Raw genomic sequence first — 25,074 nt, forward strand, 5'->3', positions numbered from 1 at the left:
TTGCTCAGCCCCAGCGCAACACCACCGCCAGCCACGCCAGCGACAGCAGCGAGGCCACCCACAATGGCCAGTCGCTGACACCGACCACCAGCAGGTGCAGGTAGGCGCTGGCCAGCAGGCCGATGAACAAACGGTCACCACGGCTGGTGACCAGCGGCAAAAAGCCCCGTCGCTCTACGCAGGGGCGACGCAGTTCAAGCAGGGTCATGCCCAGCAGCAACAGGCCCACAGCGGCGAAGAACAGCGCTGTCGGCAGGGTCCAGGCCATCCACTCCATGCGTTGCCCTCCTCACACCCGGCCCAGGGCGAAGCCCTTGGCCACATGATTGCGCACGAACCAGATCACCAGCATGCCCGGCAAGATGGTCAGCACCCCCGCTGCCGCCAGCACACCCCAGTCGATGCCCGATGCCGACACCGTGCGGGTCATCACCGCGGCAATCGGCTTGGCATTCACCGAGGTCAGGGTGCGCGCCAGCAGCAGTTCGACCCAGGAGAACATGAAACAGAAAAACGCCGTGACGCCGATGCCGGAGCCAATCAGCGGTATGAAGATCTTCACGAAGAAGCGTGGAAAACTGTAGCCGTCGATGTAGGCGGTTTCGTCGATTTCCCTTGGCACGCCCGACATGAAACCCTCCAGGATCCACACCGCCAGCGGTACGTTGAACAGGCAATGGGCCAGCGCCACGGCAATGTGGGTATCGAACAGCCCGATCGACGAGTACAACTGGAAGAACGGCAGCAGGAACACCGCCGGTGGCGCCATGCGGTTGGTCAGCAGCCAGAAGAACAGGTGGCGGTCGCCGAGAAAGCGGTAGCGCGAGAACGCATAGGCCGCGGGCAACGCCACGAGCAGTGAAATCAGCGTGTTCAGGCACACGTAGTACAGCGAGTTGATGTAGCCGCTGTACCAGCTGGCGTCGGTGAAGATCACTCGGTAGTTGTCGAGCGTGAACGCCTGCGGCCACAGGGTCAGGCCGCCAAGGATCTCGGCGTTGCTCTTGAACGACATGTTCAGCAACCAGTAGATCGGCACCAGCAGGAAGAAGAAGTACAGCAGCAGGGCCATTGATTTGCGTGTGCTCATGGCCTAGTCCTTGTCGGCATGGGTCATGGCTGTGTAGAACAGCCACGACACCAGCAGGATGATCAGGAAGTACACCAGTGAAAACGCTGCCGCCGGCCCCAGGTCGAACTGCCCTACGGCCATACGCGTGAGGGTCTGGCTGAGGAACGTGGTCGCGTTGCCTGGCCCGCCGCCGGTCAGCACGAACGGCTCGGTGTAGATCATGAAACTGTCCATGAAGCGCAGCATCAACGCGATCACCAGCACGTTCTTGAGCTTGGGCAGCTGGATATGGCGAAACACCGCCCAGCCCGAGGCCCGATCGATGCGCGCGGCCTGGTAGTACACGTCGGGGATCGCACGCAGCCCCGAATAGCACAGCAGAGCCACCAACGAAGTCCAGTGCCACACATCCATCACCAGCACGGTGAGCCAGGCGTCGAATGGGTCACCGGCATAGTTGTAGCTGACCCCGAGCTTGGCCAGGGAAGCGCCGAGCAGGCCAATGTCGGCCCGGCCGAAAATCTGCCAGATAGTGCCGACCACGTTCCACGGGATCAGCAACGGGATAGCCATGACGATCAGGCACACCGAGGCCATACGGCCTTTGGTTGGCATGGCCAGGGCGATGCCTATACCCAACGGAATTTCGATCAGCAGTACACAGGCCGAGTAAATGAACTGGCGCAGCAATGCGTCGTGCAGCGCCGGGTCGCGCAGTACCTGGCGGTACCAGTCGGCACCGACGAAGTAGCGGCTGGACTGGTCGAAGATGTCTTGCACCGAGTAGTTGACCACCGTCATCATCGGCACCACCGCGCTGAACGCGACCAGCAGGAACACCGGCAGCACCAGCCACCAGGCCTTGTTGTTCGGCACCTTGTTGTTCATGGCCCGGCCTCCAGCAGCACATCGTCGACATACAGCATCAGCCACTGCGCCGGCAGGCTGACCCAAGCCTTGTCCACAGGCAACGGGCGGTCCTCGCCCAGCCTCGCCTTGAGCGCGACACCGCCCAGTTCGAGGGTGACGATGCGATAGGTACCCAGGTCTTCGACGTCCAGCACCCGTGCCGGGTAGGCACCCTCGAACGGGCTGTCCCACAGCTGCACGAACTCCGGGCGAATGCCCAGCTGCAGCCGCCCGCCCGCCAATGCAGCCAGGCGCTCGCACAAGCCATCGGGCAGTACCAACTGGACATCGCCGAACACCACCGCGCCCGCCTCGGCACGCACGTCAATCAAGTTCATGCCCGGGCTACCGATGAAATAACCGACGAACGTATGCCGCGGTCGCTCGAACAGCTCGCGCGGCGTGCCGAACTGGACGATGCGTCCGCCGTGCATCACCGCGATCTTGTCGGCGAAGGTCGAGGCCTCCAACTGGTCGTGGGTGACGTAGATCATGGTGATGTTGAACTGCTCATGGATCTGCTTCAGCTTGCGCCGCAGCTTCCACTTCAGATGCGGGTCGATCACCGTCAGCGGCTCGTCGAACAGGATCGCCGACACGTCATCGCGCACCAGGCCACGCCCCATGGAGACTTTCTGCTTTTCATCGGCGGTGAGGTTGCGTGCTTTCTTGCGCAACACGGCAGTCAGCTCGAGCACTTCGGCAATTTCTTCCACCCGGGCACGCACCCGGGCTTCATCGAGCCCCTGGTTGCGCAAGGGGAAGGCCAGGTTGTCGAACACCGTCATGGTGTCGTACACCACCGGGAACTGGAACACCTGGGCGATATTGCGCGCCTGCGGGGACAGCTGGTTGACCGGCTTGCCGTCGAACAGCACCTCGCCATGAGACGGCGTCAGCAGCCCGGAAATGATATTGAGCAAGGTCGACTTGCCGCAGCCCGACGGCCCGAGCAACGCATAGGCACCGCCCTGTTCCCACACATGTTCGAGTGCGTGCAGGGCATAGTCTGCCTCGCTGGCGGGCTGGCGGCTGTAACTGTGCGCCAGCTGGCGCAGGCGGATTTCGGCCATCACCCTCTCCTCGCCTGGCGCAGCCCCGGGGCCTGCACCAACACCCCGGCGCTGTCGAAAACGAACAGCTTGTGCGTGGGGATGAACACGCGTATCGGCGTGTCCACCTGGTATTCGTGCACCCCGGGAAGGTGCAGCACCATGCGCCAGTACTCGTTGCGCACATGCAGAAATGTTTCTGACCCACTGATCTCGGCCAACTCCACCAGCACCGCCAGCTCCAGGTCATCGTCATGGGCCGGCACCAGCGCGATATGGCTGGGGCGCACGCCGAAGCGGTAGTCACCTTCGGCCAGCGGCTCCAGGTCGGCATTGCGGGCAAAGTGCACGGTCTGGGCCAGGCTCACCTCGTTACCCGTGATACGGCCAGACACCAGGTTGATCGGCGGCTCGGAAAACAGCTCGGCAGCCAGCACGCTGCTGGGGCGCTGATAGACCTCGGCGGTGGGCCCGCTCTGCACGATACGGCCTTCGTGCACAAGCGTGGTGGTGCCGCCCAGTGCCAGCGCCTCGTTGGGCTCGGTGGTGGCGTACACAGCAATGCAATGGCGCGCCGCGAACAGCTCGCGCAGCTCCTGGCGCAGGCCTTCGCGCAACTTGTAGTCGAGGTTGACCAATGGCTCGTCGAAGAGGATCAACGAGGCATCCTTGACCAGTGCCCTGGCCATCGCCGTGCGTTGCTGCTGGCCACCGGAGAGCTCCAGTGGCAGGCGTTGCAGGTAGGTTTCGATGCGCAGCATCTCGGCAGTTTCCTGCACCCGCCGTCGGATCTGGTCCTCGGCCATGCGCGCCTGGCGCAGCGGCGAGGCGATGTTTTCGTACACGCTCAAGGTCGGGTAATTGATGAATTGCTGATACACCATCGACACATTGCGCTGACGCACCGGCACACCGGTGACGTCCTGGCCATCCATCAGCACCCGCCCCCGGTCCGGACGGTCCAGCCCGGCCATCAGGCGCATCAGGCTGGTCTTGCCGGCCAGGGTGCGACCCAGCAGCACATTGAACGAACCGGGCTCGAAACGCAGTGACGCCTCGACGATCCACGGCTGGTTGTCGACGCTACGGCTGACCTGCTCCAGCACCAGGGACATGGCGTGGCCTTTTTGTGATTGTTGTCTGCCGGCTACAGCCAGTTCCGTGCCAGTCCTTGCCCGGTGCTCTGGTTCGGGGCCTGGGTGGCAGCGCTGGCAAATCGCGGGCGCGCAGGTGAACACAATCACTGCACAACTGGACACTGGCCAGTTTGACAATGAACAGCCGTGGACAACACTGAACGGCGGTCGACCCCTGACAACAATCACACAGGACAGGCCCATGGCCGCATCCGCTTCGACCCACACCCGCCTGATCCAGGCTTCCTGGGACCGCTGCCGCGACCACGGCCTGCAGCCGCAGCATGCGCCGGACTTTGACTGCCTGTCCCGCGCCGAGCTCAGCGCCCTGCTGGAGCGGCGCCAAAACCTGCTACGCCTGACCCGCGAGGAAGTGCTACCGCACTATGCGCACCTCTTGGGTAACGCCAGCTACCTGGTGATGCTGGCCGATGCCAGCGGCTGCCTGCTCGACAGCTGGGGCTCGCGGCGTTTCATCGAACCGCGCCAGCACCATGGTTTCAGCGCCGGCGCCCATTGGCACGAACGTGGCGTCGGCACCAATGCCCTGGGCACCACACTGATTTGCGCCGAAGCGATTCACGTCGGCCAGGACGAACACTTCCTGCGTCAGAACCGCTACATGTCCAGCGCCGCCGCCCCCCTGTTCGACGCCGCACGGCAGCTGGTCGGGGTGCTCGACGTAGCCAGCGACGGCTACCTGCCGGCCAGCCAGACGCTTGGGCTGGTGCGCATGATGGGCCAGAGCCTGGAAAACCGCCTGATCCTCGCCGAACATGCTGACCAGCATGCACAACTGATCTTCAACAGCGCCTCCGACAACCTCGACAGCCCTTGGGCCGGCTTGCTGGTGTTCGATGAGCGCGGACAGGTGTTGGCTGCCAATCACCGGGCCGATAGCCTGCTCGGCGTAAACCCGCTGCAGCAAAACATCGAGCAACTGTTCCAGTTACCCCTGCAACAGCTGCTCAGCCATCCCCGACAACAGCCCTTCGCTCTGCAGGCCACCGGGCGCAACCGCTTTCACTGCCAGTGGCACCCCCCACGCGAAACCCCTCGACGCCCCGAAGCCGGCAACGCCGAGCCGCGCCTGGAAAAAGCCTTGAAACAAGCCGGCCTGCTATTGGAGAAGGACATCCCGGTGTTGGTGGAGGGCGAAACAGGCGTAGGCAAAGAAGTGTTCGTCGACACCCTGCACCGGGCCAGCAGCCGCGCCAGGCAGCCGCTGGTCGCCGTAAACTGTGCGGCGATCCCGGCCGAACTGGTGGAGTCGGAACTGTTCGGCTATGACAAAGGCGCGTTCACCGGCGCCCACCACAAGGGCAACCCAGGGCTGATCCGCAAGGCCGACCACGGCATCCTGTTTCTGGATGAGATTGGCGACATGCCACTGCCCACCCAGGCCCGCCTGCTGCGCGTACTGCAGTCGCGCAGCATCCAGCCGCTGGGCAGTGGCGAACCGGTGCCGGTGGATATCCGCGTGGTGTCGGCGAGCAATCGCAACCTGGCCGAAGAAGTGCGCGCCGGGCGCTTTCGCCAGGACCTGTACTACCGCATCGCCGGCCTGACACTGGTGCTGCCTCCCCTGCGCGAACGCGCTGACCGGCGCCAGCTGATTGAGCAGGTGCATGCCCGCTACCGCGAGCCCGGGCAACCTGCGCGGCTGCCCCCGGCCATAATCGACCTGTTCGATCAACACCCCTGGCCGGGCAACCTGCGCGAACTGGTGAGTGTGCTACAGGTCGCGTTGGCCCTGGCGGCCAACGGGCCGGTCGGCGTCGAGCACCTTCCAGCGGGTTTTCTGGCCGAGTCGAAAACACCGGTGCCGATAGCGACTGAAGAGACGGACCTGCAGAGCCTGGTCGAGCAAGCCAATGGCAACCTGTCGGCGGTGGCCCGCCGACTGGGTATCAGCCGCACCACACTGTACAAGCGGTTGCGTGAGCGATGAATCGATTGGCCCTGAAGCGCGCCGCACAGCAGGTTTTCGAAGCCACCCCTGATCGACAGCAGGTGGCGCCCCCGTGCAGCTCAAGACCACGGCCCGCTGATGGCCTTCAAGGGTCACGCCACTGCACTGGCTGCCGGTAGGCCTGTGCCCAGGCTTGCACGTCACTGGCGGGCATCGGCCGGGCGATGCAGTAACCCTGCGCCAGCTCGCAGCCCAGGCCCATCAGTACCCGACCGTGCTCGACACTCTCCAGCCCCTCGGCAATCACCTCGCGGCCAAACGCCCGCGCCAGGCCGATCACCGCCTCCGTCAGCGCCAGGTCGTCCTGGTCATGAAGGATGTCACGCACGAACGACTGGTCGATCTTGATCGTCTGGGTCGGCAAGCGTTTCAGGTAACTCAAGGACGAATAACCGGTGCCGAAATCGTCCAGCGAGAAACGCACACCCAGCGCACGGCAGGCATCCAGGCAGCGGCTGACATGCTGCAGGTTGTCGATGGCCACCGACTCGACGATTTCCAGGTCCAGCAGCGCCGGGTCCACCGCCGGGTACGCTGCCAGCAACTGCTGCAGGCGCTCGGCAAAGTCATTGCGCTGCAAATGCCGCGCGGCGATATTCACGCTCAGCGACCAGGGCTGCCCTTGGCGCTGCCAGGCCTGCAACTGGCTCAACGCCTGCCCGATCACCCACTCGCCGATTTCGACGATCAGGTCGGTCTGCTCTACCCAGGGCAGGAAATCGCCAGGCGGCACCACACCACGGCCTGGCCGCTGCCAGCGCAATAAGCCCTCGAAGCCCAGTACCTTGCCACTGCGCAGGTTGACCTTGGGCTGGTAGTAAAGACACAGCTCACCGTTGCGCAGCGCCCGGCGCACGCGCGCCACGGTCTGGTGGGTGGCCTTGAGCTCCTGTTCCTGCGACACGTCGAACAGATGGTAACGGTTGCGCCCGCGCTGCTTGGCCACATACATGGCCTGGTCGGCGTGGCGCACCAGGGTGTCGGCATCTTCGTCATCCTGCGGGTACAGGGTTACGCCGATACTGGCGCTGAGCGACAGTGTATGCTCACGCACCACACAGGGCGCCGCCAAGGCACGCAACACCCGCTGCAGGGCTGCATGCAGCTGGTGCTCATCATCGACATCGCGCAGGATCAGCACGAATTCGTCGCCCGACAGCCGCGCCACGGCATCCCCACCACGCAGGATACTCTTCAGGCGCTGCGCCACTTCCACCAGCAGCAGGTCACCCACGGCATGCCCGTAGCCGTCGTTGACCGCCTTGAAACCATCCAGGTCGAGCATGCACACCGCCAGCGAGATGCCTTCGCGGCGCGAGTAGGCCAGAGCCTGGTTCAGCAGGTCGGACAGGTAGGCGCGGTTGGGCAGGCCGGTGAGCACATCGTGACCCACCCGCCACTGCAAGGTATGCAGCAGCTGGCGCTTCTCCGTGACGTCAAAGCGGATCGACACATACTTGCGCACCTGGCCTGTCAGCGGATCGACCAGTGGCACCATGGTGCTGTCGACCCAGTACAACGAACCGTCCTTGGACCGGTTGCAGATTTCGCCCTTCCACACCCGCCCGGCGACCAAAGCCCGCCACATGCCGACAAAGAACGTCGGTTCATGCAGCCCGGAATTGAGGATGCGGTGGTTGGCCCCCAACAGTTCTTCACGGCTGTAGCCCGAGATGCTGCAGAACTGCTGATTGACGTAGGTGATGTTCCCACGCAGGTCGGTTTCCGAAAAGATTGCGGCCGCGTCCACGGCCGCGCGATAGTTATCATCCATAAAGCATCCTGCCTTAGCGGTTGAAGCGCTCCACCAGGGCGCGCAATCCGGCGCACACGTGTTCCAGTTCGGTACCGCGCGAGGCGGCGGCGTTGGCGCTGTGGGCGCTGTGCTGGGCGATACCGGCTACGCCGTTGATCTGCCGCGAAACATCTTCTGCCACCGCCGACTGCTGCTGCGAGGCGGTGGCCATCTGCTGGCTCATGTCGCTGATGCGCTGTACCGCGTCACGAATGCCATGCAGCGCCTGTCGGGCTTCCTGCACCTGGGCAACGCCTTGCTCGGCACCGTCGATGCCTCGGCTGGCGATCGCCACGGCTTCCTCCGCGCCACTGCGCAGGGCATCGATGATGGCCTGGATGTGCAGGGTGGACTGGCGGGTCTTGTCGGCCAATGCCCGGACCTCGTCGGCGACCACGGCAAAGCCCCGGCCCTGCTCGCCCGCACGGGCAGCCTCGATGGCGGCGTTGAGGGCCAGCAGGTTGGTTTGCTCGGCAATGCCGCGGATCATCCCGGCGGCCTCGGCGATGGCGCCGGTCTGACCCGCCAGGTGGCTGACCGCCTGGTTGATCTGCGTCACAGTGCTGGCCAGGTTACGAATAGCCGTGCCGCTGGCATCGGCCACCTGGCTACCTTGCTCGGCCAGCAGGTGCGCCGTGTGTGCCTCGGCGGCGGTCAACTGCACGTGGTTGGCGACTTCGCCAATGGAGGCGGCCATCTGGTTCATTGCAGTGGCGCTCAGGTCGGTTTCGGCACGCTGCTCCAGCAATGCCGCCTCGGTGCTGCGCGACAACTGCCCGGCATCGCGAGCGGCCACGGCCATTTGCCCGGCCAGATCGCTTAGCCGCGTCAATGCGGTTTTCAGGCGTGCCTCTTCGCTGATCAGCATCAGTTGCAACTGCCCGGCAGCTCCCGACAGGTCGCTGTAGGTCAAGGCTGCAACCGGGTCGGCGAAGGCACCTTCGGCACCCTGCACAATCTGCTGCAGCTGCCGCCCGAGGGCATTGCGCGCCCATAGACCGCAGGCCACGAACAGCCCCACGGTCAGCCCCTGCCCCACCAGGCCAGGCCACAACTGATTGGCCCCCACCGCCAGCAGCCCACCGGCCAGAGGCAAGGCCAGGGCCTGCGTCAGCAAGCTCAGACGGCGCGGCGCCGACAATGCCGCCTGACCGTTGCGTAGCCGCGCATAGAGGGCTTCGGCACGGGCTACTTGCTCGCGCGTGGGGCATACGCGCACCGACTCGTAACCCACTACCCGCCCACCTTCGAGGATGGGCGTGACGTAGGCATTGACCCAGTAGTAGTCGCCGTTACGGCAGCGGTTCTTGACGATACCCATCCAGCTCTTGCCGGCTTTCAGGTAGCGCCACATCAACTCGTACACCGCCGGCGGCATGTCCGGGTGGCGCACCAGGTTGTGCGGGCTGCCGATCAGTTCGGCCTCGCTGTAGCCACTGATGGCGGCAAACTCAGGGTTGCAGTAGGTGATCAGGCTGGCGGTATCGGTAGCAGAAATCAGCCGCTGATCGGGGGGGAAACGTTGCTCGACCGGGGTTACCGGCAGGTTGAGGCGCACGATGAGACTCCATTCGATGACAAGCCGGTACCCAGTACATCGACGGCCATCGGAACCGATTCATGAGGATCCGTTCCAATGGGCAAAAGCGCTTCCTGCCGTTACGGCGCGAGGCCGAACGGTACAAGGAAGGTGACGATGACTGACCGGTCAAGCCATGAATTCTACGAAATTCATCACATAAATAAAACAAAGGTGATCGATCATGGCGTTGTGCCACATTGATAGATATCGTTAAGTTCTTGATTCTAAATGGGAATTAAGCGATGACGAGATCAGCTTTGGGTATCGCCCTGCGCCGCTACCGCAAGCTGGCGGGCCTGACCCAGGCACAACTGGCTGAACGAACCGGCTTCGACCCCAAGACCATCAGCCGTTTCGAAACCAGCACCTACACCCCCAGCATCGATGCAATCATGGCGTTTGCCCAGGTGCTGGGCGTCAAGCCCAAGGACTTCTTCGCTGAACCGGACGACGAAGAGGAGCAGCGCGCCTACCTGTTCGGTGTCATCCACAACGCCCCACCCAAAGATCTTGGCAAGCTGATTGCAGCAGTGGACCAGGCACTGGCCAAGCCCTGAGCTATTTCAAGCGCCCCCTTTCACGGCACGCACCGAACTAGAGCATGGCAGGCTGGATTGCCCCACAACTGGTCAGACCGGTAAGGCCAAAAAACCTTGCAATCAGGTATTTTTCGCGCTTTTATGGCCTCGCGCTGAACAAACCGGTAAGACCACAATAATTAAGTCCTGCGCTCTTTCGCCCCGTGCGGCTACCGAAGCAAGGACACCGATCAGAGACTCCTCCCATGCTCAAATGGTGCTCGCGTTCGATTTTCCTGCAAGTCGTACTCGGCCTTGCCCTCGGCATCGCCTGCGGTCTGAGCTTCCCCGACCTCTCCCTGCAACTCAAACCCCTCGGCGACGGCTTCATCAAGCTGATCAAGATGCTCATCGGCCTGATCGTGTTCTGCGTGGTGGTCAGCGGCATTTCGGGTGCGGGTGACCTGAAAAAGGTCGGCCGCATCGGCCTGAAGTCGGTGATTTACTTCGAAGTGCTGACGACCCTGGCGCTGGTGATCGGCCTGGTGTTCGCCTTCACCAGTGGCATTGGCAGCGGTGCCAATATTCACCTGGATCAACTGTCCGCCGCCGATGCCAACGGCTTGGCCGAGCGCGGCCAGCACATCCATGGCGCCACGGCGTTCTTCATGGACCTGATCCCCACCTCGGTGATCGGTGCCTTCGCCGACAACAACATTCTTCAGGTGCTGCTGTTCTCGGTGCTGTTCGGCAGTGCGCTGAACCTGGTAGGTGACTCGGCCGCCGGCATTTCGCGACTGATCAACGAACTGAGCCATGTGATCTTCCGCATCATGGGCATGATCGTGCGCCTGGCGCCGATCGGCGTGTTCGGCGCCATTGCCTTCACCACCAGCAAGTACGGCCTGGCGTCGCTGCAGCACCTGGGCGGGCTGGTGGCGCTGTTCTACCTGACCTGTGCTGGCTTCGTGCTGATCGTGCTGGGCACCGTCATGCGCCTGTCGGGCCTGAAACTGCTGCCGTTGATCAAGTACCTGCGTGAAGAGCTGACCATCGTCCTGGGCACCGCCTCTTCCGACGCCGTGCTGCCACAGATCATGCGCAAGCTTGAGCACCTGGGCATCGGCAGTTCCACGGTTGGTCTGGTGATCCCTACCGGCTACTCGTTCAACCTCGATGGTTTTTCCATCTACCTCACCCTGGCGATCGTGTTCATCGCCAACGCCACCGGCACGCCACTGGAAATGACCGACCTGCTGACCATCCTGCTGGTGTCGTTGGTGACTTCCAAGGGGGCTCACGGCATCCCAGGCTCGGCACTGGTGATTCTTGCCGCCACCCTGACTGCGGTACCGGCGATCCCTGTGGTTGGCCTGGTACTGGTGCTGGCGGTGGACTGGTTCATGGGTATCGGCCGGGCGTTGACCAACCTGATCGGCAACTGCGTGGCCACCGTGGCCATTGCCCGTTGGGAGAAGGACATTGACCTGGAGCGTGCGCAGAACGTGCTCGACGGCAAGCCTGGCTTTGCCCCCACGCCACGCAAGCAACCCAACGCCCATCAACAGGAATTCTGAGCGAACGTGGCCGGCATTGATGCCGGCCCTTCCAGGAGCGAAACGTGATCAGCTCATCAACCGTCGTCAACTCAGTGGTGGAAAAACTCCGCCAGGCCCTGGCCCGCGGCCAATGGCGCACTGGCGACATGCTGCCAGGCCAGCGCGAACTGGCCGAACAACTGGGCATCAGCCGCCCCAGCCTGCGCGAAGCGGTAACCGTGCTGGAAACACTGGGCCTGGTGCGCTCGTTACCCGGCAAGGGCGTATTGGTGCTGGATGCCGATGCCCAGGCGTCGGGCGTGGAAACCAGCGCAGCGGCCAGCCTGGCCGACGTGCTGGAACTGCGCTACACACTCGAACCGTTCATCGTCGGCCTGGTGGCGCAGTCGGCCAACAGCCAGGACATCGGCCAGTTGCGCCTGACCCTGATGGACATGCGCGAAGCGCTGGAGGCCGATGACAGCGAGGCCGGGGTCAAAGCCTACATTGCCTTCCATGAAGCCCTGTTTGCCCTGACCACCAACCCGATTTTCCAGAGCGTGGTGCAGCAGACCGGCAATGCCCTGAAGCAAAGCGCCGACATGCTGCGCAACTCGCCAGAGCACCTGGCCGCGCGGCTGAAGGAAAACGAAGCGGTGGTGCGCGCCATTCGCGAACGCAGCAGCGCCCAGGCCAGTGCCCAGATGCGTCAGCACATCGTGGCCGAAGGGCTGCGCATGGGCATCGCGCTGAATATCCCGGACGAACATCCACATCCATGACCTCAGGAGAGTGCCCATGAACGCCGCCCCCCACTTGCCTGCCCTGCTCGCGGCCGGCGAAACCCGCCTGTCGGCCGAGCAGATTTATCCGCGGCTGTTCGACGCCATTCTCGAACAGCGCCTGCCGCCGGGCAGTCTGTTGCCCGAACAGGCGCTGGGCCATGCCTTTGGTGTCAGCCGCACGGTGATCCGCCGCGTGCTGGGGCGCCTGTCCGACCAGCAGGTAGTGGTACAGCGCCCCAGCCACACCGCACATCTGGCTGCACCCGACCCAGACCAGGCACGTCAGGTGCTCAGTGCCCGTCGCCTGGCGGAAACCACGCTGATCACCCTGGCCGCGCAACGCGCCCGGCCGGCGCAGGTACGCCAGCTACGGCAACTGGTGGAGCGCGAGCGCCAGCACCATGAGCGTGGCGAACGCTGCGCAGCGATCCGCCTGGGCGGCGAGTTCCACCTGAAACTGGCGCAGGTGGCGGCCAATGCACCACTGGCGCGATTTCTCAATGGGCTGGTGCCGATGACCTCGCTGATCATCGCTCGCTACGAAACGCCGTGCTGCGATCACTGCGCGTGGGAAGAGCATGCGGCAATCATCGATGCCGTGGAGCAAGGTGATGCCGAAGCGGCGCTGGGGTTGATGCACAGGCACCTTGACCGTCTGGAAGAAAAGCTCGACCTGGAATAACCCGACCAAACGGACGCGATCGCTCCCACGCAGGCCGCGCTCACGCAACCATCTGCATCAGAGCGGATGCGGGCGATGGGCTGCACAGCAGCCCCAATAACCCCACCCTATACTTCGAGAACCACCCCAGCCTCTACCAGGGAGGCGGTCGCGTGAGTTCTCGAGTCCTCCTGTTGCTCTGCCTTCTGCTGGCCCTCGGCGGTTGTGCGAGCAAGCGCCCCCCTGCCCCGCCGCCGCCCACAATACTCACCCCCGCGGCCTGGCAACGCATCGACCAGGAACTGATCGATGCCTCGGTCGGTGCCGCCGGCTCGGCCAACGACTATGCCCGGCGCTCCATGCGGGTGTGGAAGGAGCAAGTGCAGCAACGCACCGAAAGCGACTTCATCCCCTGGTTCACGGGTTACTGGACCCAGCAGTGGCTAACCCTCAAGGTGGCCTGGTACAAGCTCGACAGTGGCGAGGGGCGGGAACCGGCAGAAAAACGCCTGGCCCTGTACCTGCAGGAGCAGTATCACGCGCGGGTGATTGAGCCGGTAGCCGAGCAGATCAACCCCGAGGGCATCCGCGACCGCGCCTGCGAACTGTACCTGCAACTGCTCGGCCAGCAACTGCCGGCCATCATCAGCCGTTACAACGCGCCGCCCGAGCAGTTCAGCCAGCGCCTCAACCGTATCCCCGCCATCGCCCTGGGGCCACCGGATGCGCGCAATGCCAGCCTGTATCAGCTGCTGCGGGCCAAGTCACTGGACCAGCAACCGGCCTGGCAAGCCATGCGCCAGCACTTGCATCAACAGGCCAGCAAAGGCCCTGGCAGGACCGATGTCGGGCTCAACTCGGTGGCCACCCAGGCCAGCGAAAAGCTTGGCGCCACCCTGGCCCCACGCGGTATCGCCAGTGCCGTGGCATCGGCAGTGGGCAAGGTGGCAGGGGCGATGATTTCGATTGCTGCAGCCGGTTACGGGATGATGACCCATGACCGTGATCACCCGCAGATGGTCGAACAGTTGCGGGTGATCCTGAACGTGGCGTTGAACCAGGAATGGCAGGAGTTGATGGAGAACCGCCAGAGCGGGGCCATGGCGGGGGTCTATTACCTGTCGGGGCAGGTTGAGGACAGCTTGCTGGCCAGTGCGCCGCGGCCGGTGGAGCAGCAGGTCGAGCAGCAGGTCGAGCAGCAGCAGGCGCCTTTGATCATTCGCCTGCCACCTTAGTGGCGGCCTGTGCCGGCGTTTTCGCAGCGCAAGGCTGTATCAAGCTGTGGCAAGGGCAGAGCTTGGCAAGCCAAACACACGATCAAACGCCCAGTTGTAGGCAAAGGTGTAGCACGGCACCAGGATGATGAACGCCATATCCACCAGCAGCGCCTCCAGCAATGTCATGTCCAGCCACCAGGCAATCAGCGGAATCAAGTAAACCACCAGGGTCAACTGGAAGCCGATGGCATGCACCACCCGCCGCGCCACGCTGCGCCCACGCTTGGCCTGGCGGCTCTCCCAGTACTCGAACAGGGTGTTGTAGATCAGGTTCCAGAGCATGGCGATGGTGGTGATCATCACCGCCAAGGGCCCGGTATGCGACGCCTGCGTATCTGACAGGTAGGCCAGCCCGAGGGTCGACATGCACAGCCCGATCAGTTCATAGAAAGTCACGTAGACCAGCTTGCGTTTCAATCCCTGCACCCAGGTTACCTCCAAAGACAAATAGCGACGGGGCGATCATGCTTCAACGCACTTGACAGCAAAAGTCAGCAGCTGTCAGATCAACTGACAGGAGGCTGCCATGAACTTTTCCAGCGACAACATCCAGCTGTTTCTGGCCGTGCTCGACCACGGTTCGTTTTCTTCCGCTGCGCGTGTCCTCAAGCGCGTGCCTTCAGCCGTGAGCATGGCCATTGGCAACCTTGAAGCAGAACTTGGCTACAGCCTGTTCGAACGTGGCCCGCGTGAAGTTCGCCCAACCGCACAGGCCTTGGCCCTGGAGCCACACGCCAGGCTGATTGCCGAACAACTGGGGCTGCTGCAGGTTCATGCCCTGGAGTTGTCCCAAGGGCTGGAGAGCAGCCTGACCCTGGCCGTGGTACCCGACATCGATCACCGCCCGCTGCTGGCGGCCATCGCCAACCTAGGTAAACGCCACCCGTTGCTGGACATTGCCCTGCTCAGCGCCCCGCAGGAAGAAGCCCTGCACTTGCTGGACAGCGGTCGTGCCGACCTCTGCATAGCCTTTGCCGGCCTGCAGGTCGATGCCCGTCGCGGCTTCCAGCACATCGGCATGGAGTCGCTGGTGGCCACCCTGTCGCCGGCCCACCCGGCCTTGCGTGAGGGGCGTATCCACGACCTCGAGGACCTGACCCGGGTGCGTCAGATTCTGGTGCGCAGCCGCGACCTGCCACTGGCTGACCCTCGCCCGCTTATCGGCGCCACACACTGGTCCACCGACAGCTTCGATCTGGCTTTGCAAATGGTGGAAGCTGGCTTGGGCTGGGGCGATCTGCCGTTGTCGCGGGTCGCGCCGCTGCTGGCCAGCGGGCGTCTGGTGCGCCTGGAGTTCCGCAATACACGCAACGAATTGCAACTGCCCGTGCATATCCTGTGGCGCAAACAACAGCCGCTGCAGCAAGCCGCACGCCTGCTGATCGAACAGCTGGCTGACCCGTGACTGCCGTCCGTCGAAACGTCTGTAAGAATTTTCTCTAAGCACTTCAATCTTTTACCCCTCAAGCCGATATCTCGGTCGACAGGCACCGCATCGCGTCATGAGCGCGCTGCGCCCTCCCCTCATTGGCTCAAGGTCTCGAAACATGAACCTGAAATTTCGCCACAAGATCCTGCTCAGCGCCTGCGGCGTCGTGGTCCTGGCATTTGCCCTGTTCACGCTCTACAACGACTACCTGCAACGCAATACCATCCGCCAGAATATCGAAGCCTCGGTGCAGCAGTCCGGTGCACTGACCGCCAGCAGTGTGCAGAACTGGATGAGCGGGCGCATTCTGGTGCTGGAGAACCTGGCCCAGGACATCGGCCAGCAAGGTGCCGGCGACACCTTGGCAGGGCTGATCGAGCAGCCGTCCTACACGCGTAATTTCCTGTTCACCTACCTGGGCCAGGCCAACGGCGAATTCACCCAGCGCCCGGATGCCCAGATGCCCGCCGGTTACGACCCGCGCCAGCGCCCTTGGTATGGCGCCGCCGCCAACGCCGGGCAGACCGTGCTGACCGCCCCGTACCAGGGGGCAGTCGGTGGCCTGATGGTGACCATCGCCACGCCGGTGAAGAGCAAGCGCAATGGCGAACTGATCGGTGTGGTCGGCGGTGACGTTACCCTCGACACCCTCGTCGAGATCATCAACTCGGTCGACTTCGGCGGCATCGGTCACGCCTTCCTGGCCGACGCCAATGGCCAGGTGATCGTCAGCCCGAACAAAGACCAGGTGATGAAAAACCTCAAGGACATCTACCCAGGCAGCAACCTGCGGGTTGCCGCCGGCATGCAGGATGTCACCCTCAACGGCCAGGACCGCATCATCTCGTTCGCCCCGGTGGCCGGCCTGCCTTCGGCGCAGTGGTACATCGGGCTGTCGATCGACAGGGACAAGGCCTATGCCGCGCTCAGCCAGTTCCGCACCTCGGCGATCATTGCCATGCTGATTGCCGTGGCCGCCATCGCCGGCCTGCTCGGCCTGCTGATTCCGGTGCTGATGAGCCCGCTGACCACCATGGGCCGCGCCATGCGCGACATCGCCGAGGGTGAAGGTGACCTTACCCGCCGCCTGGCCGTGCAGAACAAGGACGAATTCGGCGAACTGGCTACCTCGTTCAACCGCTTTGTCGAACGTATCCATGCCTCGATCAGCGAAGTGTCCTCGGCCACCCGCCTGGTGCATGACCTTTCGGAGAAAGTGGTCAGCGCGTCCAATGCGTCGATCAGCGGTTCTGAAGAACAGAGCATGCGCACCAACAGCGTCGCTGCGGCCATCAACGAACTGGGCGCCGCCACCCAGGAAATCGCCCGCAACGCCGCAGATGCTTCGCAACATGCCAGCGGTGCCAGCGAACAGGCGCACGGTGGCCGTGAAGTGGTTGAAGAAGCCATCAGCGCCATGACTGCCCTGTCGCAACGGATCAGCGAGTCGTGCGCGCAGATCGAAACGCTCAACGCCAGCACCGACGAAATCGGCAAGATCCTCGACGTGATCAAGGGCATTTCCCAGCAGACCAACCTGCTGGCACTGAACGCCGCCATCGAAGCGGCCCGTGCCGGTGAGGCCGGCCGTGGCTTTGCCGTGGTGGCCGACGAGGTGCGCAACCTGGCGCACCGTACCCAGGAGTCGGCGGAAGAAATCCACCGCATGATCACCAGCCTGCAGGTGGGCTCGCGCGAAGCGGTGCACACCATGAACACCAGCCAGGTTTCCAGCGAGCAGACCGTGCAGGTGGCCAACCAGGCCGGCGAACGCCTGGCCAGCGTGACCCAGCGCATTGGCGAAATCGATGGCATGAACCAGTCGGTGGCGACAGCGACCGAAGAACAGACTGCCGTGGTCGAGAGCCTCAACCTGGACATCACCCAGATCAACGCCCTGAACCAGCAAGGGGTGGAGAACCTCAACGAGACCCTGCGCCATTGCGACCAGCTGGCCCAGCAGGCCGGGCGTTTGAAGCAGTTGGTGGGCAGCTTCAGGATTTAAACGCCGGGTTAAGGCGGCAACGGCCTATGCCTGTTGTCGCCTGTACCAGCCCCTTATGCAGCCACCGCCTTCGCAGCCCTGCCCCGCCGTACCCAGGCCAGCAATACCGCCGTCATCAGCACAAAGCCCAGGTAGCCAAACAACGGGTACACTTCGCCCACCAGGCTGATGAACCCCACCAGGCTGCAGCCGAACACCACCACCCCGGTCACCACCGAGCCCCAGCGGAACTTCGTCGTGCCCGCCGGTAACAGCCGCGAGAGGAAGGAAAACAGCGTGCCCACCGCGGTGTTGACGATCATGCCGAAGATGATCAGGCACATCACCAGCCCCAGCAGTGGTGACACTTCGTTGGCAATCGACAGCATGGGCATCGGCTGGTCGGCCACACTGTCCAGGCGCGACAGCAGCCCGGCACTCATCACCAGCATGAGGCCGCCTAGCGCTGCACCACCGAGCAGGCCTCCCCACACCGCGGCTTTCTCGCCCTTGGCCGAACCGCCCAGAATGGCCAGGATCGGCGCACCCGCGACGATGTTATACGACACATACAAGAACGCCCCCAGCAGCCAATGGCGGGTGCCGGCCTGTTGCTGGCTGGCCACCTGATCGAGCGCAGCAAAGCTCTGCTCGCGGGTGATCACGGCATACAGCGCTATTGCCGAAGCCACCAGGATCAGCAAGGGTGTGATGGCGCCAATTGCAAGTATCATCTTGCGCACGTCCAGGCACACGATACCGACTACCACCAGCATCACCAGCACGCTGCCGGTCAGGGCCGGGATGCCGAACTGCTGCTCCAGCAAGGCACCACCACCGGCCAGCATGACCACGGTGACGGCGAACATGAAAAAGGTGATCAACCAGTCGACGAACATGCCCAGGTGACGGCCGCAGATGGCCAGGATCACATCCTTGTGCGAGGTGGCCTGCTGGCGATTGCCCAGCCCCGCCAACGCCATGCCGAGGAAGGTGAACAAGGCGGCGCTGACCAACGCGCCAGCCAACCCCCACACGCCGAAATCGACAAAGAACAACAACAGTTCCCGCCCTGAAGCGAACCCCGCCCCCACGATCACGCCGACAAATGCGCCGGCGATCTTCAGCTGCTCTTGCATGTGAACCTCTGGATTTATTGTTGTTTTGTCATCGCCGTCGCATACCGCGGTTGTAGGGGCGGCCTTGCAGCCCATCGCGACACAAGGCCGCCTCTACACGGGCTCTTTGCCCTGTCAGGCGTCGCCGACGAACGCCTGCACTTCGATCTCCACATCCACGCCCAGGGCCAACGCCGAAGCCACGGTGGAACGCACCGGTAGCGCCGCGCCGAAGAACGCCTTGTACACCTCGTTGAAGCCGGCGAAATGGCGCATGTCCGACAGCCAGACCGTGGCCTTCACCACCTGGTCGAGACGTGCGCCACAGGCCTCCAGGCTTTCGGCGATACGCTCGCAGGCAGCACGGGTCTGGGTCTGGATATCACCGCGCACCACTTCGCCGCCAGCGCTCATCGGCACCTGCCCGGAGAGGAACAGAAAGCCACCGGCCTTTACGGCGCGGGAAAACGGGAACGGCAAGCTGCTGGGGAAACGCTGAATGTCATTGCTCATGGGATGCTCCTTTCAAGGTTGCTGGAAACGGGCCGGGGACAGGCGCTCGGGCGCCACGCCCTGGCTGACAAGGTCGGGACACAAGGGCTGGCCCATCAGCAAGTCGGCGGCCAGGCGCGAGGCGCCCGCTGCCGACTGGATGCCATAGCCGCCTTGGGCCGCCAGCCAGAAAAACGCGGGTGCATGCGCATCGAAACCGATCACCAGGTCGCCGTCGGCAACGAATGAACGCAGCCCGGCCCAGGTGTGGCTAGGGCGGCGGATCGCCAAGGTGGTCATGGCTTCAATGTTGTAAATACCCAAGGCCACGTCGAACTCCTCGGGCACGGCATCCTGTGGCTCGACCGGGTCGGCATTGGCTGGAGACCCCAACAGTTGGCCGGCATCAGGCTTGAAGTAGAAGCTTTCATCGACGCCAATCACTGCAGGCCAGCGGGCAAAGTTTTGTTCTGCCGGGCCGGGGAAGGTGAACGCGCTACGGCGGCACGGTTGCAAGCCGATGCGCGCCACCCCGCACTGCTCGGCCACACGGTCCGCCCAGGCACCTGCAGCATTGACCAGACATCGGGCCTGCAAACGGCTGCCATCGGCCAACTCCACCTGCCACACGCCGTCCAGGTAGCAGGCCTGGATCAGCTCGGCGTTGCAGCGCAGTTCCCCGCCGGCGGTGCGATAACCCCGCAAGAAGCCTTGGTGCAAGGCATGTACATCAAGGTCCATCGCACCTGGCTCAAGCACCGCGCCGGCCAGGGTTTCGCCACGCAGGCTGGGTATCAGTGCCAAGGCCGCGTCCCGGTCCAGCAGGCTGACTTCTGTGCCATTGGCCAGGTTCTGCGCATAAGTTTGCTCAAGCAGTTCACGTTGCTCCAGGCTGGCCACATACAGACAGCCTCGCGGCTCCAGCAGCGGGTGCTCGCAGAAGCCCTGCGGTGGCGCTTCGTAGAAGGCTCGGCTGGCGCGGGTCAGTGCCTGGATCTGTGGGGTGCCGTAAGCCTCCATGAACATGGCCGCCGAACGCCCGGTGGAATGGTAGCCAGGCTGCGATTCACGCTCGACCAGCAGCACGCGCTGCTGACCGGCCAGGCGGTAGCCCAGCGAAGCGCCGGCGATGCCAGCACCGATGATCAGGGTGTCGTAGGTCGGGGTCATGCACGCTCCTGCCAGGCCAATTATCATTTATGAGAATTCTAATATATGAGAATTTAGAAATGCGCAAGGGTCCAAGGTAAGATGCCCGACCAACGCCGCATGCCGAGATCCCTGAATGCCTTCAGCTCTACCCCAGCTTGACCGTGCAGTAGTGGGCCAGCGCCTGCGCCAGGTGCGCAAGGCGCGCCAGATGACCCTCAAGCAATTGTCCGAAGCCAGTGGTGTGCCGCTGTCCACGTTGTCGAAGATGGAACTGGCGCAGGTGTCGGTCAGCTATGAAAAACTGGCCGCTGCTGCGCGGGCGCTGAATGTCGATATTGCCCAGCTGTTCCGCGCCAGCGGCACGGTCAGCGCCCCGGTGCCGGTGACCGTGGTGGTTGACTCACTGCCCGCAGCGGCGGGTTATTCGACCGGCACCTACGACTATTATCCAATTGCCGGGGATTTCCCCGCGCGACGCATGACACCGGCTTATGCCCGCATCATCGCCCGGGAACGCGGCCAATTCGACGATTTTATCCGCCACCCCGGGCAAGAGTTCGCGCTGGTGCTGAGCGGGCGCGTGCGCATCGAGTTCGAGACCGGCGAAGCGGTCAGCATCGGGCCGCAGGAGACGGCGTATTTCGACAGCCAGGTGGGGCACATCTACCTGTCGGAAAGTGATGACGGTGGTGATGCCCATGTCATGGTGGTGATGACTGATCGTTGATCGGTCACGCCCGCCCAAGGCAAACCCGGTTATAACCTAATAACGAACAAGTCTATTTGGCTATAAAAAAATCTATATGCTGACTGGCATCCGATAACGGGCAAAGTTGGGCAGTCGAGTAGCGTATGGATGTAGGTTCTTTCGGTTTCACCATTGCTGGCCTGGTCGTGGGCTTCATCGTCGGTATGACCGGCGTCGGTGGCGGCTCGCTGATGACCCCGATCCTGTTGTGGTTTGGTATCCACCCGGCGACCGCTGTCGGTACCGACCTGCTGTATGCAGCGATCACCAAGGCCAGTGGCGTCTGGGTGCATGCGCGCAACAAGAACATCGACTGGAAGATCACCGGCCTGCTCAGCCTGGGCAGCGTGCCCGCAGCGGCGCTGACCCTGTGGTTCCTCAGCACCCTGCACACCGACACCTCGGCGCTCAACGCCATCATCAAGCAAGGCCTGGCGGTGGTGCTGATCCTGACCGCGCTGGCCATCCTGTTCAAATCGCGCCTGCAGGCCTTCGCCAGCCGCCATGCCGGTGATCACTACCACCTCAGCGACCGTAGCCTGAACACCCTCACGGTGCTGACCGGCGTGGTGCTTGGAATAATGGTCACCCTCACCTCCATCGGTGCTGGCGCCCTGGGTACAGTGGCGCTGTTCCTGCTGTACCCGTTCCTGGTCACCCGTCGCCTGGTCGGTACCGAAATTGCCCACGCCGTGCCACTGACCTTGGTAGCAGGCCTGGGCCACGCGGGCATGGGCAACATGGATTGGTCGCTGCTGGGCTACCTGCTGCTGGGCTCGCTGCCAGGCATCTATCTGGGTAGCCACCTCACCGGGCGAATCTCCGACCGCGTGCTGCGCCCTTGCCTGGCAACGATGCTGCTGCTGATCGGTTACAAGCTGGCGTTCTGAGCCTTAGCCCAGGCGCAACCGCCACTGCCCGGTAAAGCTCAGTTCCAGACGTGACAGCGGCAGCACGTCAATTCGCTGCCCGGCACTCATCGGACACCCAAGCACCTGTACCAGCATGGCGCGTATGACCATCGGGTGGGTCACGGCCAGCCAGTCACCCGGCCTGTCAAAGGCCGCCAGCCAAGCGGCCAGGCGCTGGCATAGCGCAGCGAACGACTCGCCACCATGCACGGCACTGGCCGGATCCCGCAGCCATTCTGCCAACGCCTGCGGTTGCTCGGCTTGTAGCTGCTTCAACGACACACCCTGCCAACGCCCAAGGTCGCAATCGGCCAAGCCCGGCTCGACCTGTACCGCCCCCGTTAACCACGCCGCCGTCTCGCAGGCCCGCCGCTCTGGCGCACTCAGCAGTTGCACGCCTGATCGGTCGGCGTCTGCCTGTCGGGCTAGCGGCAGGATGCCATCATCCGTATGGTGCAGGCGCCCGTTCTTCTGGGCCTGGGTCAGGGCATGGCAAATCAGGGTCAGGCGGATGGCTTTCACCAGGCATTTCTCGCAGCGGGCTGGGGTGCATGGTTTAGCACGCTGCGAGACGTTTGGCTGCAACAATGTCGCCGGCCATTCGCGACCCGATTGACTTGCGATTGGGCCGCAGGGCGGCCCTTTGGATCAGAAGTTGATATTCAGCGCAGCAAACACCGCCCTGCCCGGCTGGTTATACGTGTTTGCCCCCGAGCTGCTGGCGTTGCCGCCGCGCAGGATCTGCTTGTCGAAGACGTTGTTCACGCCCACCCGCACGTCGTAGTTGGCATTGAACTTGTACCCGGCGCTCACGTCCACCAGGCCATAGGCCTCGACGTCCTGCTGGGCGGCCTTGTCGTAGTCCTGCTGGGTGCGGTAGTTGTAGGTCGGCGATTTTTGCTTGCCGAAGTAAGTACCCGCTACCTGGAATGACAGCTGCTCGGTGGCGCGCCAGTCGAGGCTGGTGTTGACGGTGTATTCCGGGATCACCGACAGCGGCTCGCCCGTTTCGCGATCATCGTTGTCGAGCATCCAGGTCAGGTTGGTGTTCCAGTCCAGGGTCGGGGCCAACTCGATGAAGAAGTTGCCTTCGACACCTTCCACCCGCGCCTTGCCGGCGTTGTCCCACTGAGTCACGCGGCTGCCGGTACCCATGGTGTAAAGCACATCGGTATCACCGATGATCTTGTTCTTGTAGTCGTTGCGGAAGTAGGTGGCACTGGTGCGCCAGGTACCACGGTCGTACAGCAGGCCGATTTCCTTGTTGACGCTGATCTCGGGCTTGAGGTCGGCGTTGCCCTGCAGGTAGCAGCCACCATTGTTGGCCTGTTGCACACTGCAGCCATTACCGCGGCTGTACAGCAGGTAGTTGGGGTTGGACTGGTACAGGTTCGGAACCTTGTAGGCACGGGCGATGCCGCCTTTTACCGACAGCGCTTCGGTCAGCTTGTGCGACAGGTTCAGGCTGGGGCTGAAGTTGTCACCGAAGCTTTCGTGGTGGTCGAAACGCAGGCCCGGCGTAAGGGTGGTGTCGCCAACGATGATGTTGTCTTCGACAAACAGCGCATAGCTGCGTGCGGTCATCTTCGAGCTGCTGCGATCGAAGCCGACAAGGCCGTCATTGTGGGTGGGGTCGGAGCTTTGCGGGCGCAACGAACCTTGGTCGTTGAGGGTTTCGTACAGGTACTCGCCACCCAAGGTAAGCACATGTTCTGTGCTGCCCATGGCGAACGGCAGGTTCACCTCACTGCTCAGGCGTGTGTTACGCAAACGGGACATGGCCCCACCTTCGTCGCTTGGGGCACCTTCGGTGCGGCCAGCCAAGCCCTCGTTAAGGCGCCAGTTGCGTACGTATTCGTAGGCCAGCGTGGTCTTGCTGGTACCCCAGGTGAAATCACCGAGGTGGGTCAGGTCATAAGTACTGCGCTGCATCACGTTGGTTTCGTGGCCGTAGAGGCTGGAGACGAAGTCGACGTCTCCGCCGCCGTTGCTGTTCATGGTGTCGCCGGCAAAAATGTTGCCCTGACGGCTGTAGCCGGCACTGGCTTCGAGGCGGTGCTCGTCGTTCAGTTTCCAGCTGAGCAGGCCGTTGATGTCCTTGTTGCGAACGCCTTCTCGCCCCGCAACCAGGGCGCTGGTGGCATGCCCGGCGTTGATGTCCAGATCGTCGGCGTCAGTCTTGGCCAGGCCACCGTACAGGCGCAAACCCAGGTTATCGGTCAGGCCGCCACCGAGGTTGAAGTTGGCTCGCCGGCTGGCGCCTTCTGCGCTGTCTTCGGGCAGTTGCGTGTACAGGCTGACGCTCCCTTTCAGCTCGTCGGAAGGACGCTTGGTGATGATATTGACCACCCCGCCCATGGCGCCGGAGCCGTAGCGTGCGGCGGCCGGGCCACGCAGGATCTCGATGCGCTCGACCGCTTCGGCCGGCACCCAATTGGTTTCACCCCGAGTATCACGGTCACCGTTCCAGCCATAGCGCACAGCGTTGCGCGCGCTGGATGGCTTGCCGTCGATGAGGATCAACGTGTTCTCCGGGCCCATGCCGCGCAGGTCGATCTGCCGGTTGTTTCCGCGTGCGCCACTGGCACTGTTGCCGGTCAGGTTAACCCCGGGCTCGCGGCGGATGATGTCGGACAGGTCATTGGCCGGTGGGTGGCGCTTGATGTCCTCGGCCGTGATGATCGACGTGCCCAGGGCCTGTCGCGCCTCGCGCTCGGCGGTGATCAGGGTGTCCTGGATCACCAGCGCGTTGTCGGCGACGGGCGCTTCCACTACCTCACCCGCACGCCGCTCCTCGGACTCTGCCGCAGTCGCCAGCATGGACGGCGACGCCAGCGCGACGAACGCCAGGGCCAGGCTGTTGGATGAAGTTCTGCACTGCATGGGTACATCTCCTGCGATTCATGAGCGAAAAGGCACATCCCTGTCGGAAACCGGGAGCCC

22 protein-coding genes and 3 pseudogenes are annotated in these 25,074 nt (G+C 63.3%); 11 read left to right on the forward strand and 14 right to left on the reverse strand.

Annotated features, from left to right (window positions below; genetic code table 11):
- Positions 1 to 4: 4 nt before the first annotated feature.
- From REH59_RS19065 to REH59_RS19085, 5 genes are read right to left on the reverse strand one after another with little or no spacing between them, the layout of a single operon-like run.
- Positions 5 to 277 carry a DUF2160 domain-containing protein gene (locus tag REH59_RS19065; protein WP_003250230.1) on the reverse strand — a complete coding sequence of 91 codons (273 nt, stop codon included), beginning with the start codon at positions 275 to 277 and terminating at the stop codon, positions 5 to 7.
- A gap of 12 nt (positions 278 to 289) precedes the next feature.
- A complete protein-coding gene (locus REH59_RS19070; RefSeq protein WP_003250228.1) occupies positions 290 to 1,090 on the reverse strand; it encodes a carbohydrate ABC transporter permease in 801 nt (266 codons plus the stop codon).
- Between the two features lie 3 nt (positions 1,091 to 1,093).
- Positions 1,094 to 1,960, reverse strand: coding sequence for a carbohydrate ABC transporter permease (locus tag REH59_RS19075; RefSeq protein WP_003250226.1), 867 nt, complete (start codon positions 1,958 to 1,960; stop codon positions 1,094 to 1,096).
- Positions 1,957 to 3,054: an ABC transporter ATP-binding protein gene (locus REH59_RS19080; RefSeq protein ID WP_003250224.1), complete on the reverse strand. Its 1,098-nt coding sequence runs from the start codon at positions 3,052 to 3,054 to the stop codon at positions 1,957 to 1,959. Before REH59_RS19080 ends, REH59_RS19075 begins: the two co-directional genes overlap by 4 nt.
- Positions 3,054 to 4,148 carry an ABC transporter ATP-binding protein gene (locus REH59_RS19085; protein ID WP_003250223.1) on the reverse strand — a complete coding sequence of 365 codons (1,095 nt, stop codon included), beginning with the start codon at positions 4,146 to 4,148 and terminating at the stop codon, positions 3,054 to 3,056. Before REH59_RS19085 ends, REH59_RS19080 begins: the two co-directional genes overlap by 1 nt.
- 223 nt (positions 4,149 to 4,371) lie before the next feature.
- Here REH59_RS19085 and REH59_RS19090 point away from each other — a divergent pair, with 223 nt between their 5' ends.
- Positions 4,372 to 6,120 (forward strand): sigma-54-dependent Fis family transcriptional regulator, encoded by a 1,749-nt coding sequence (locus REH59_RS19090; protein WP_014861847.1) that lies wholly within the window; start codon positions 4,372 to 4,374, stop codon positions 6,118 to 6,120.
- Between the two features lie 106 nt (positions 6,121 to 6,226).
- Here REH59_RS19090 and REH59_RS19095 read toward each other — a convergent pair whose 3' ends face one another.
- The 3 genes and pseudogenes from REH59_RS19095 to REH59_RS28815 form a co-directional block, all read right to left on the reverse strand.
- Positions 6,227 to 7,915: a putative bifunctional diguanylate cyclase/phosphodiesterase gene (locus tag REH59_RS19095; RefSeq protein WP_003250219.1), complete on the reverse strand. Its 1,689-nt coding sequence runs from the start codon at positions 7,913 to 7,915 to the stop codon at positions 6,227 to 6,229.
- Between the two features lie 13 nt (positions 7,916 to 7,928).
- Positions 7,929 to 8,804: a methyl-accepting chemotaxis protein gene (locus tag REH59_RS28810; RefSeq protein ID WP_370588368.1), complete on the reverse strand. Its 876-nt coding sequence runs from the start codon at positions 8,802 to 8,804 to the stop codon at positions 7,929 to 7,931.
- Between the two features lie 408 nt (positions 8,805 to 9,212).
- A pseudogene (locus REH59_RS28815) lies at positions 9,213 to 9,494 on the reverse strand (PAS domain-containing protein); the annotation flags it as partial.
- A gap of 266 nt (positions 9,495 to 9,760) precedes the next feature.
- Between REH59_RS28815 and REH59_RS19105 the strand changes: the two are divergent.
- The 5 genes from REH59_RS19105 to REH59_RS19125 all read left to right on the forward strand — a co-directional run bounded on the left by REH59_RS19105 (position 9,761) and on the right by REH59_RS19125 (position 14,255).
- Complete coding sequence (locus tag REH59_RS19105; RefSeq protein WP_003250216.1) at positions 9,761 to 10,075, forward strand: helix-turn-helix domain-containing protein; 315 nt, start codon at positions 9,761 to 9,763, stop codon at positions 10,073 to 10,075.
- 227 nt (positions 10,076 to 10,302) lie between these two features.
- Positions 10,303 to 11,613: a C4-dicarboxylate transporter DctA gene (locus REH59_RS19110; RefSeq protein ID WP_012053078.1), complete on the forward strand. Its 1,311-nt coding sequence runs from the start codon at positions 10,303 to 10,305 to the stop codon at positions 11,611 to 11,613.
- Between the two features lie 44 nt (positions 11,614 to 11,657).
- Positions 11,658 to 12,356, forward strand: coding sequence for a FadR/GntR family transcriptional regulator (locus REH59_RS19115; protein WP_003250211.1), 699 nt, complete (start codon positions 11,658 to 11,660; stop codon positions 12,354 to 12,356).
- 16 nt (positions 12,357 to 12,372) lie between these two features.
- Positions 12,373 to 13,041, forward strand: coding sequence for a GntR family transcriptional regulator (locus tag REH59_RS19120; RefSeq protein WP_003250210.1), 669 nt, complete (start codon positions 12,373 to 12,375; stop codon positions 13,039 to 13,041).
- A gap of 152 nt (positions 13,042 to 13,193) precedes the next feature.
- On the forward strand, positions 13,194 to 14,255 hold the full coding sequence (locus REH59_RS19125; RefSeq protein ID WP_128573879.1) for a hypothetical protein: 1,062 nt from the start codon (positions 13,194 to 13,196) through the stop codon (positions 14,253 to 14,255).
- A gap of 39 nt (positions 14,256 to 14,294) precedes the next feature.
- Here the strand turns inward: REH59_RS19125 and REH59_RS19130 are convergent, their stop codons facing one another.
- On the reverse strand, positions 14,295 to 14,723 hold the full coding sequence (locus REH59_RS19130) for a PACE efflux transporter (RefSeq protein WP_014861849.1): 429 nt from the start codon (positions 14,721 to 14,723) through the stop codon (positions 14,295 to 14,297).
- A gap of 100 nt (positions 14,724 to 14,823) precedes the next feature.
- On the opposite strand from REH59_RS19130, the gene REH59_RS19135 reads away from it, so the two are divergent.
- The 3 genes and pseudogenes from REH59_RS19135 to mcpA (REH59_RS28825) all read left to right on the forward strand — a co-directional run.
- A complete protein-coding gene (locus REH59_RS19135) occupies positions 14,824 to 15,702 on the forward strand; it encodes a LysR family transcriptional regulator (RefSeq protein ID WP_014861850.1) in 879 nt (292 codons plus the stop codon).
- 142 nt (positions 15,703 to 15,844) lie between these two features.
- Positions 15,845 to 16,828: pseudogene (gene mcpA / locus REH59_RS28820) on the forward strand (methyl-accepting chemotaxis protein McpA); the annotation flags it as partial.
- 306 nt (positions 16,829 to 17,134) lie between these two features.
- Positions 17,135 to 17,731: pseudogene (gene mcpA, locus REH59_RS28825) on the forward strand (methyl-accepting chemotaxis protein McpA); the annotation flags it as partial.
- Between the two features lie 53 nt (positions 17,732 to 17,784).
- On the opposite strand, the gene REH59_RS19145 reads toward mcpA (REH59_RS28825), so the two are convergent.
- The 3 genes from REH59_RS19145 to REH59_RS19155 form a co-directional block, all read right to left on the reverse strand.
- Complete coding sequence (locus REH59_RS19145) at positions 17,785 to 18,849, reverse strand: hypothetical protein (RefSeq protein WP_128573880.1); 1,065 nt, start codon at positions 18,847 to 18,849, stop codon at positions 17,785 to 17,787.
- A gap of 114 nt (positions 18,850 to 18,963) precedes the next feature.
- Positions 18,964 to 19,341, reverse strand: coding sequence for a RidA family protein (locus tag REH59_RS19150; protein ID WP_003250199.1), 378 nt, complete (start codon positions 19,339 to 19,341; stop codon positions 18,964 to 18,966).
- Positions 19,342 to 19,353: 12 nt separating this feature from the next.
- A complete protein-coding gene (locus REH59_RS19155) occupies positions 19,354 to 20,490 on the reverse strand; it encodes an NAD(P)/FAD-dependent oxidoreductase (RefSeq protein WP_180689564.1) in 1,137 nt (378 codons plus the stop codon).
- A 115-nt stretch (positions 20,491 to 20,605) separates the two neighbouring features.
- Here REH59_RS19155 and REH59_RS19160 point away from each other — a divergent pair, with 115 nt between their 5' ends.
- Together REH59_RS19160 and REH59_RS19165 are read left to right on the forward strand one after the other, a co-directional pair.
- Positions 20,606 to 21,199, forward strand: coding sequence for a helix-turn-helix domain-containing protein (locus REH59_RS19160; RefSeq protein ID WP_012053085.1), 594 nt, complete (start codon positions 20,606 to 20,608; stop codon positions 21,197 to 21,199).
- Between the two features lie 125 nt (positions 21,200 to 21,324).
- Positions 21,325 to 22,110 carry a sulfite exporter TauE/SafE family protein gene (locus REH59_RS19165; RefSeq protein ID WP_003250191.1) on the forward strand — a complete coding sequence of 262 codons (786 nt, stop codon included), beginning with the start codon at positions 21,325 to 21,327 and terminating at the stop codon, positions 22,108 to 22,110.
- A gap of 3 nt (positions 22,111 to 22,113) precedes the next feature.
- Here the strand turns inward: REH59_RS19165 and REH59_RS19170 are convergent, their stop codons facing one another.
- Positions 22,114 to 22,653 (reverse strand): histidine phosphatase family protein, encoded by a 540-nt coding sequence (locus REH59_RS19170; RefSeq protein WP_014861853.1) that lies wholly within the window; start codon positions 22,651 to 22,653, stop codon positions 22,114 to 22,116.
- Positions 22,654 to 22,779: 126 nt separating this feature from the next.
- On the reverse strand, positions 22,780 to 25,014 hold the full coding sequence (locus REH59_RS19175) for a TonB-dependent siderophore receptor (RefSeq protein WP_003250187.1): 2,235 nt from the start codon (positions 25,012 to 25,014) through the stop codon (positions 22,780 to 22,782).
- Positions 25,015 to 25,074 lie beyond the last annotated feature (60 nt).

Source organism: Pseudomonas sp. BO3-4 (genome assembly GCF_034044115.1).
GTDB lineage: Bacteria > Pseudomonadota > Gammaproteobacteria > Pseudomonadales > Pseudomonadaceae > Aquipseudomonas > Aquipseudomonas alloputida.

Bases quoted from the DNA above. Each gene is read 5' to 3' on its own strand.
- REH59_RS19150 (WP_003250199.1), bottom strand. From the start codon at position 19,341: ATGAGCAATGACATTCAGCGTTTCCCCAGCAGCTTGCCGTTCCCGTTT.
- REH59_RS19160 (WP_012053085.1), top strand. From the start codon at position 20,606: ATGCCTTCAGCTCTACCCCAGCTTGACCGTGCAGTAGTGGGCCAGCGC.
- REH59_RS19105 (WP_003250216.1), top strand. From the start codon at position 9,761: ATGACGAGATCAGCTTTGGGTATCGCCCTGCGCCGCTACCGCAAGCTG.
- REH59_RS19070 (WP_003250228.1), bottom strand. From the start codon at position 1,090: ATGAGCACACGCAAATCAATGGCCCTGCTGCTGTACTTCTTCTTCCTG.
- REH59_RS19080 (WP_003250224.1), bottom strand. From the start codon at position 3,054: ATGGCCGAAATCCGCCTGCGCCAGCTGGCGCACAGTTACAGCCGCCAG.
- REH59_RS19110 (WP_012053078.1), top strand. From the start codon at position 10,303: ATGCTCAAATGGTGCTCGCGTTCGATTTTCCTGCAAGTCGTACTCGGC.
- REH59_RS19095 (WP_003250219.1), bottom strand. From the start codon at position 7,915: ATGGATGATAACTATCGCGCGGCCGTGGACGCGGCCGCAATCTTTTCG.
- REH59_RS28810 (WP_370588368.1), bottom strand. From the start codon at position 8,804: ATGCTGATCAGCGAAGAGGCACGCCTGAAAACCGCATTGACGCGGCTA.
- REH59_RS19075 (WP_003250226.1), bottom strand. From the start codon at position 1,960: ATGAACAACAAGGTGCCGAACAACAAGGCCTGGTGGCTGGTGCTGCCG.
- REH59_RS19065 (WP_003250230.1), bottom strand. From the start codon at position 277: ATGGAGTGGATGGCCTGGACCCTGCCGACAGCGCTGTTCTTCGCCGCT.
- REH59_RS19120 (WP_003250210.1), top strand. From the start codon at position 12,373: ATGAACGCCGCCCCCCACTTGCCTGCCCTGCTCGCGGCCGGCGAAACC.
- REH59_RS19175 (WP_003250187.1), bottom strand. From the start codon at position 25,014: ATGCAGTGCAGAACTTCATCCAACAGCCTGGCCCTGGCGTTCGTCGCG.
- REH59_RS19085 (WP_003250223.1), bottom strand. From the start codon at position 4,148: ATGTCCCTGGTGCTGGAGCAGGTCAGCCGTAGCGTCGACAACCAGCCG.
- REH59_RS19155 (WP_180689564.1), bottom strand. From the start codon at position 20,490: ATGACCCCGACCTACGACACCCTGATCATCGGTGCTGGCATCGCCGGC.
- REH59_RS19090 (WP_014861847.1), top strand. From the start codon at position 4,372: ATGGCCGCATCCGCTTCGACCCACACCCGCCTGATCCAGGCTTCCTGG.
- REH59_RS19145 (WP_128573880.1), bottom strand. From the start codon at position 18,849: ATGCAAGAGCAGCTGAAGATCGCCGGCGCATTTGTCGGCGTGATCGTG.
- REH59_RS19135 (WP_014861850.1), top strand. From the start codon at position 14,824: ATGAACTTTTCCAGCGACAACATCCAGCTGTTTCTGGCCGTGCTCGAC.
- REH59_RS19165 (WP_003250191.1), top strand. From the start codon at position 21,325: ATGGATGTAGGTTCTTTCGGTTTCACCATTGCTGGCCTGGTCGTGGGC.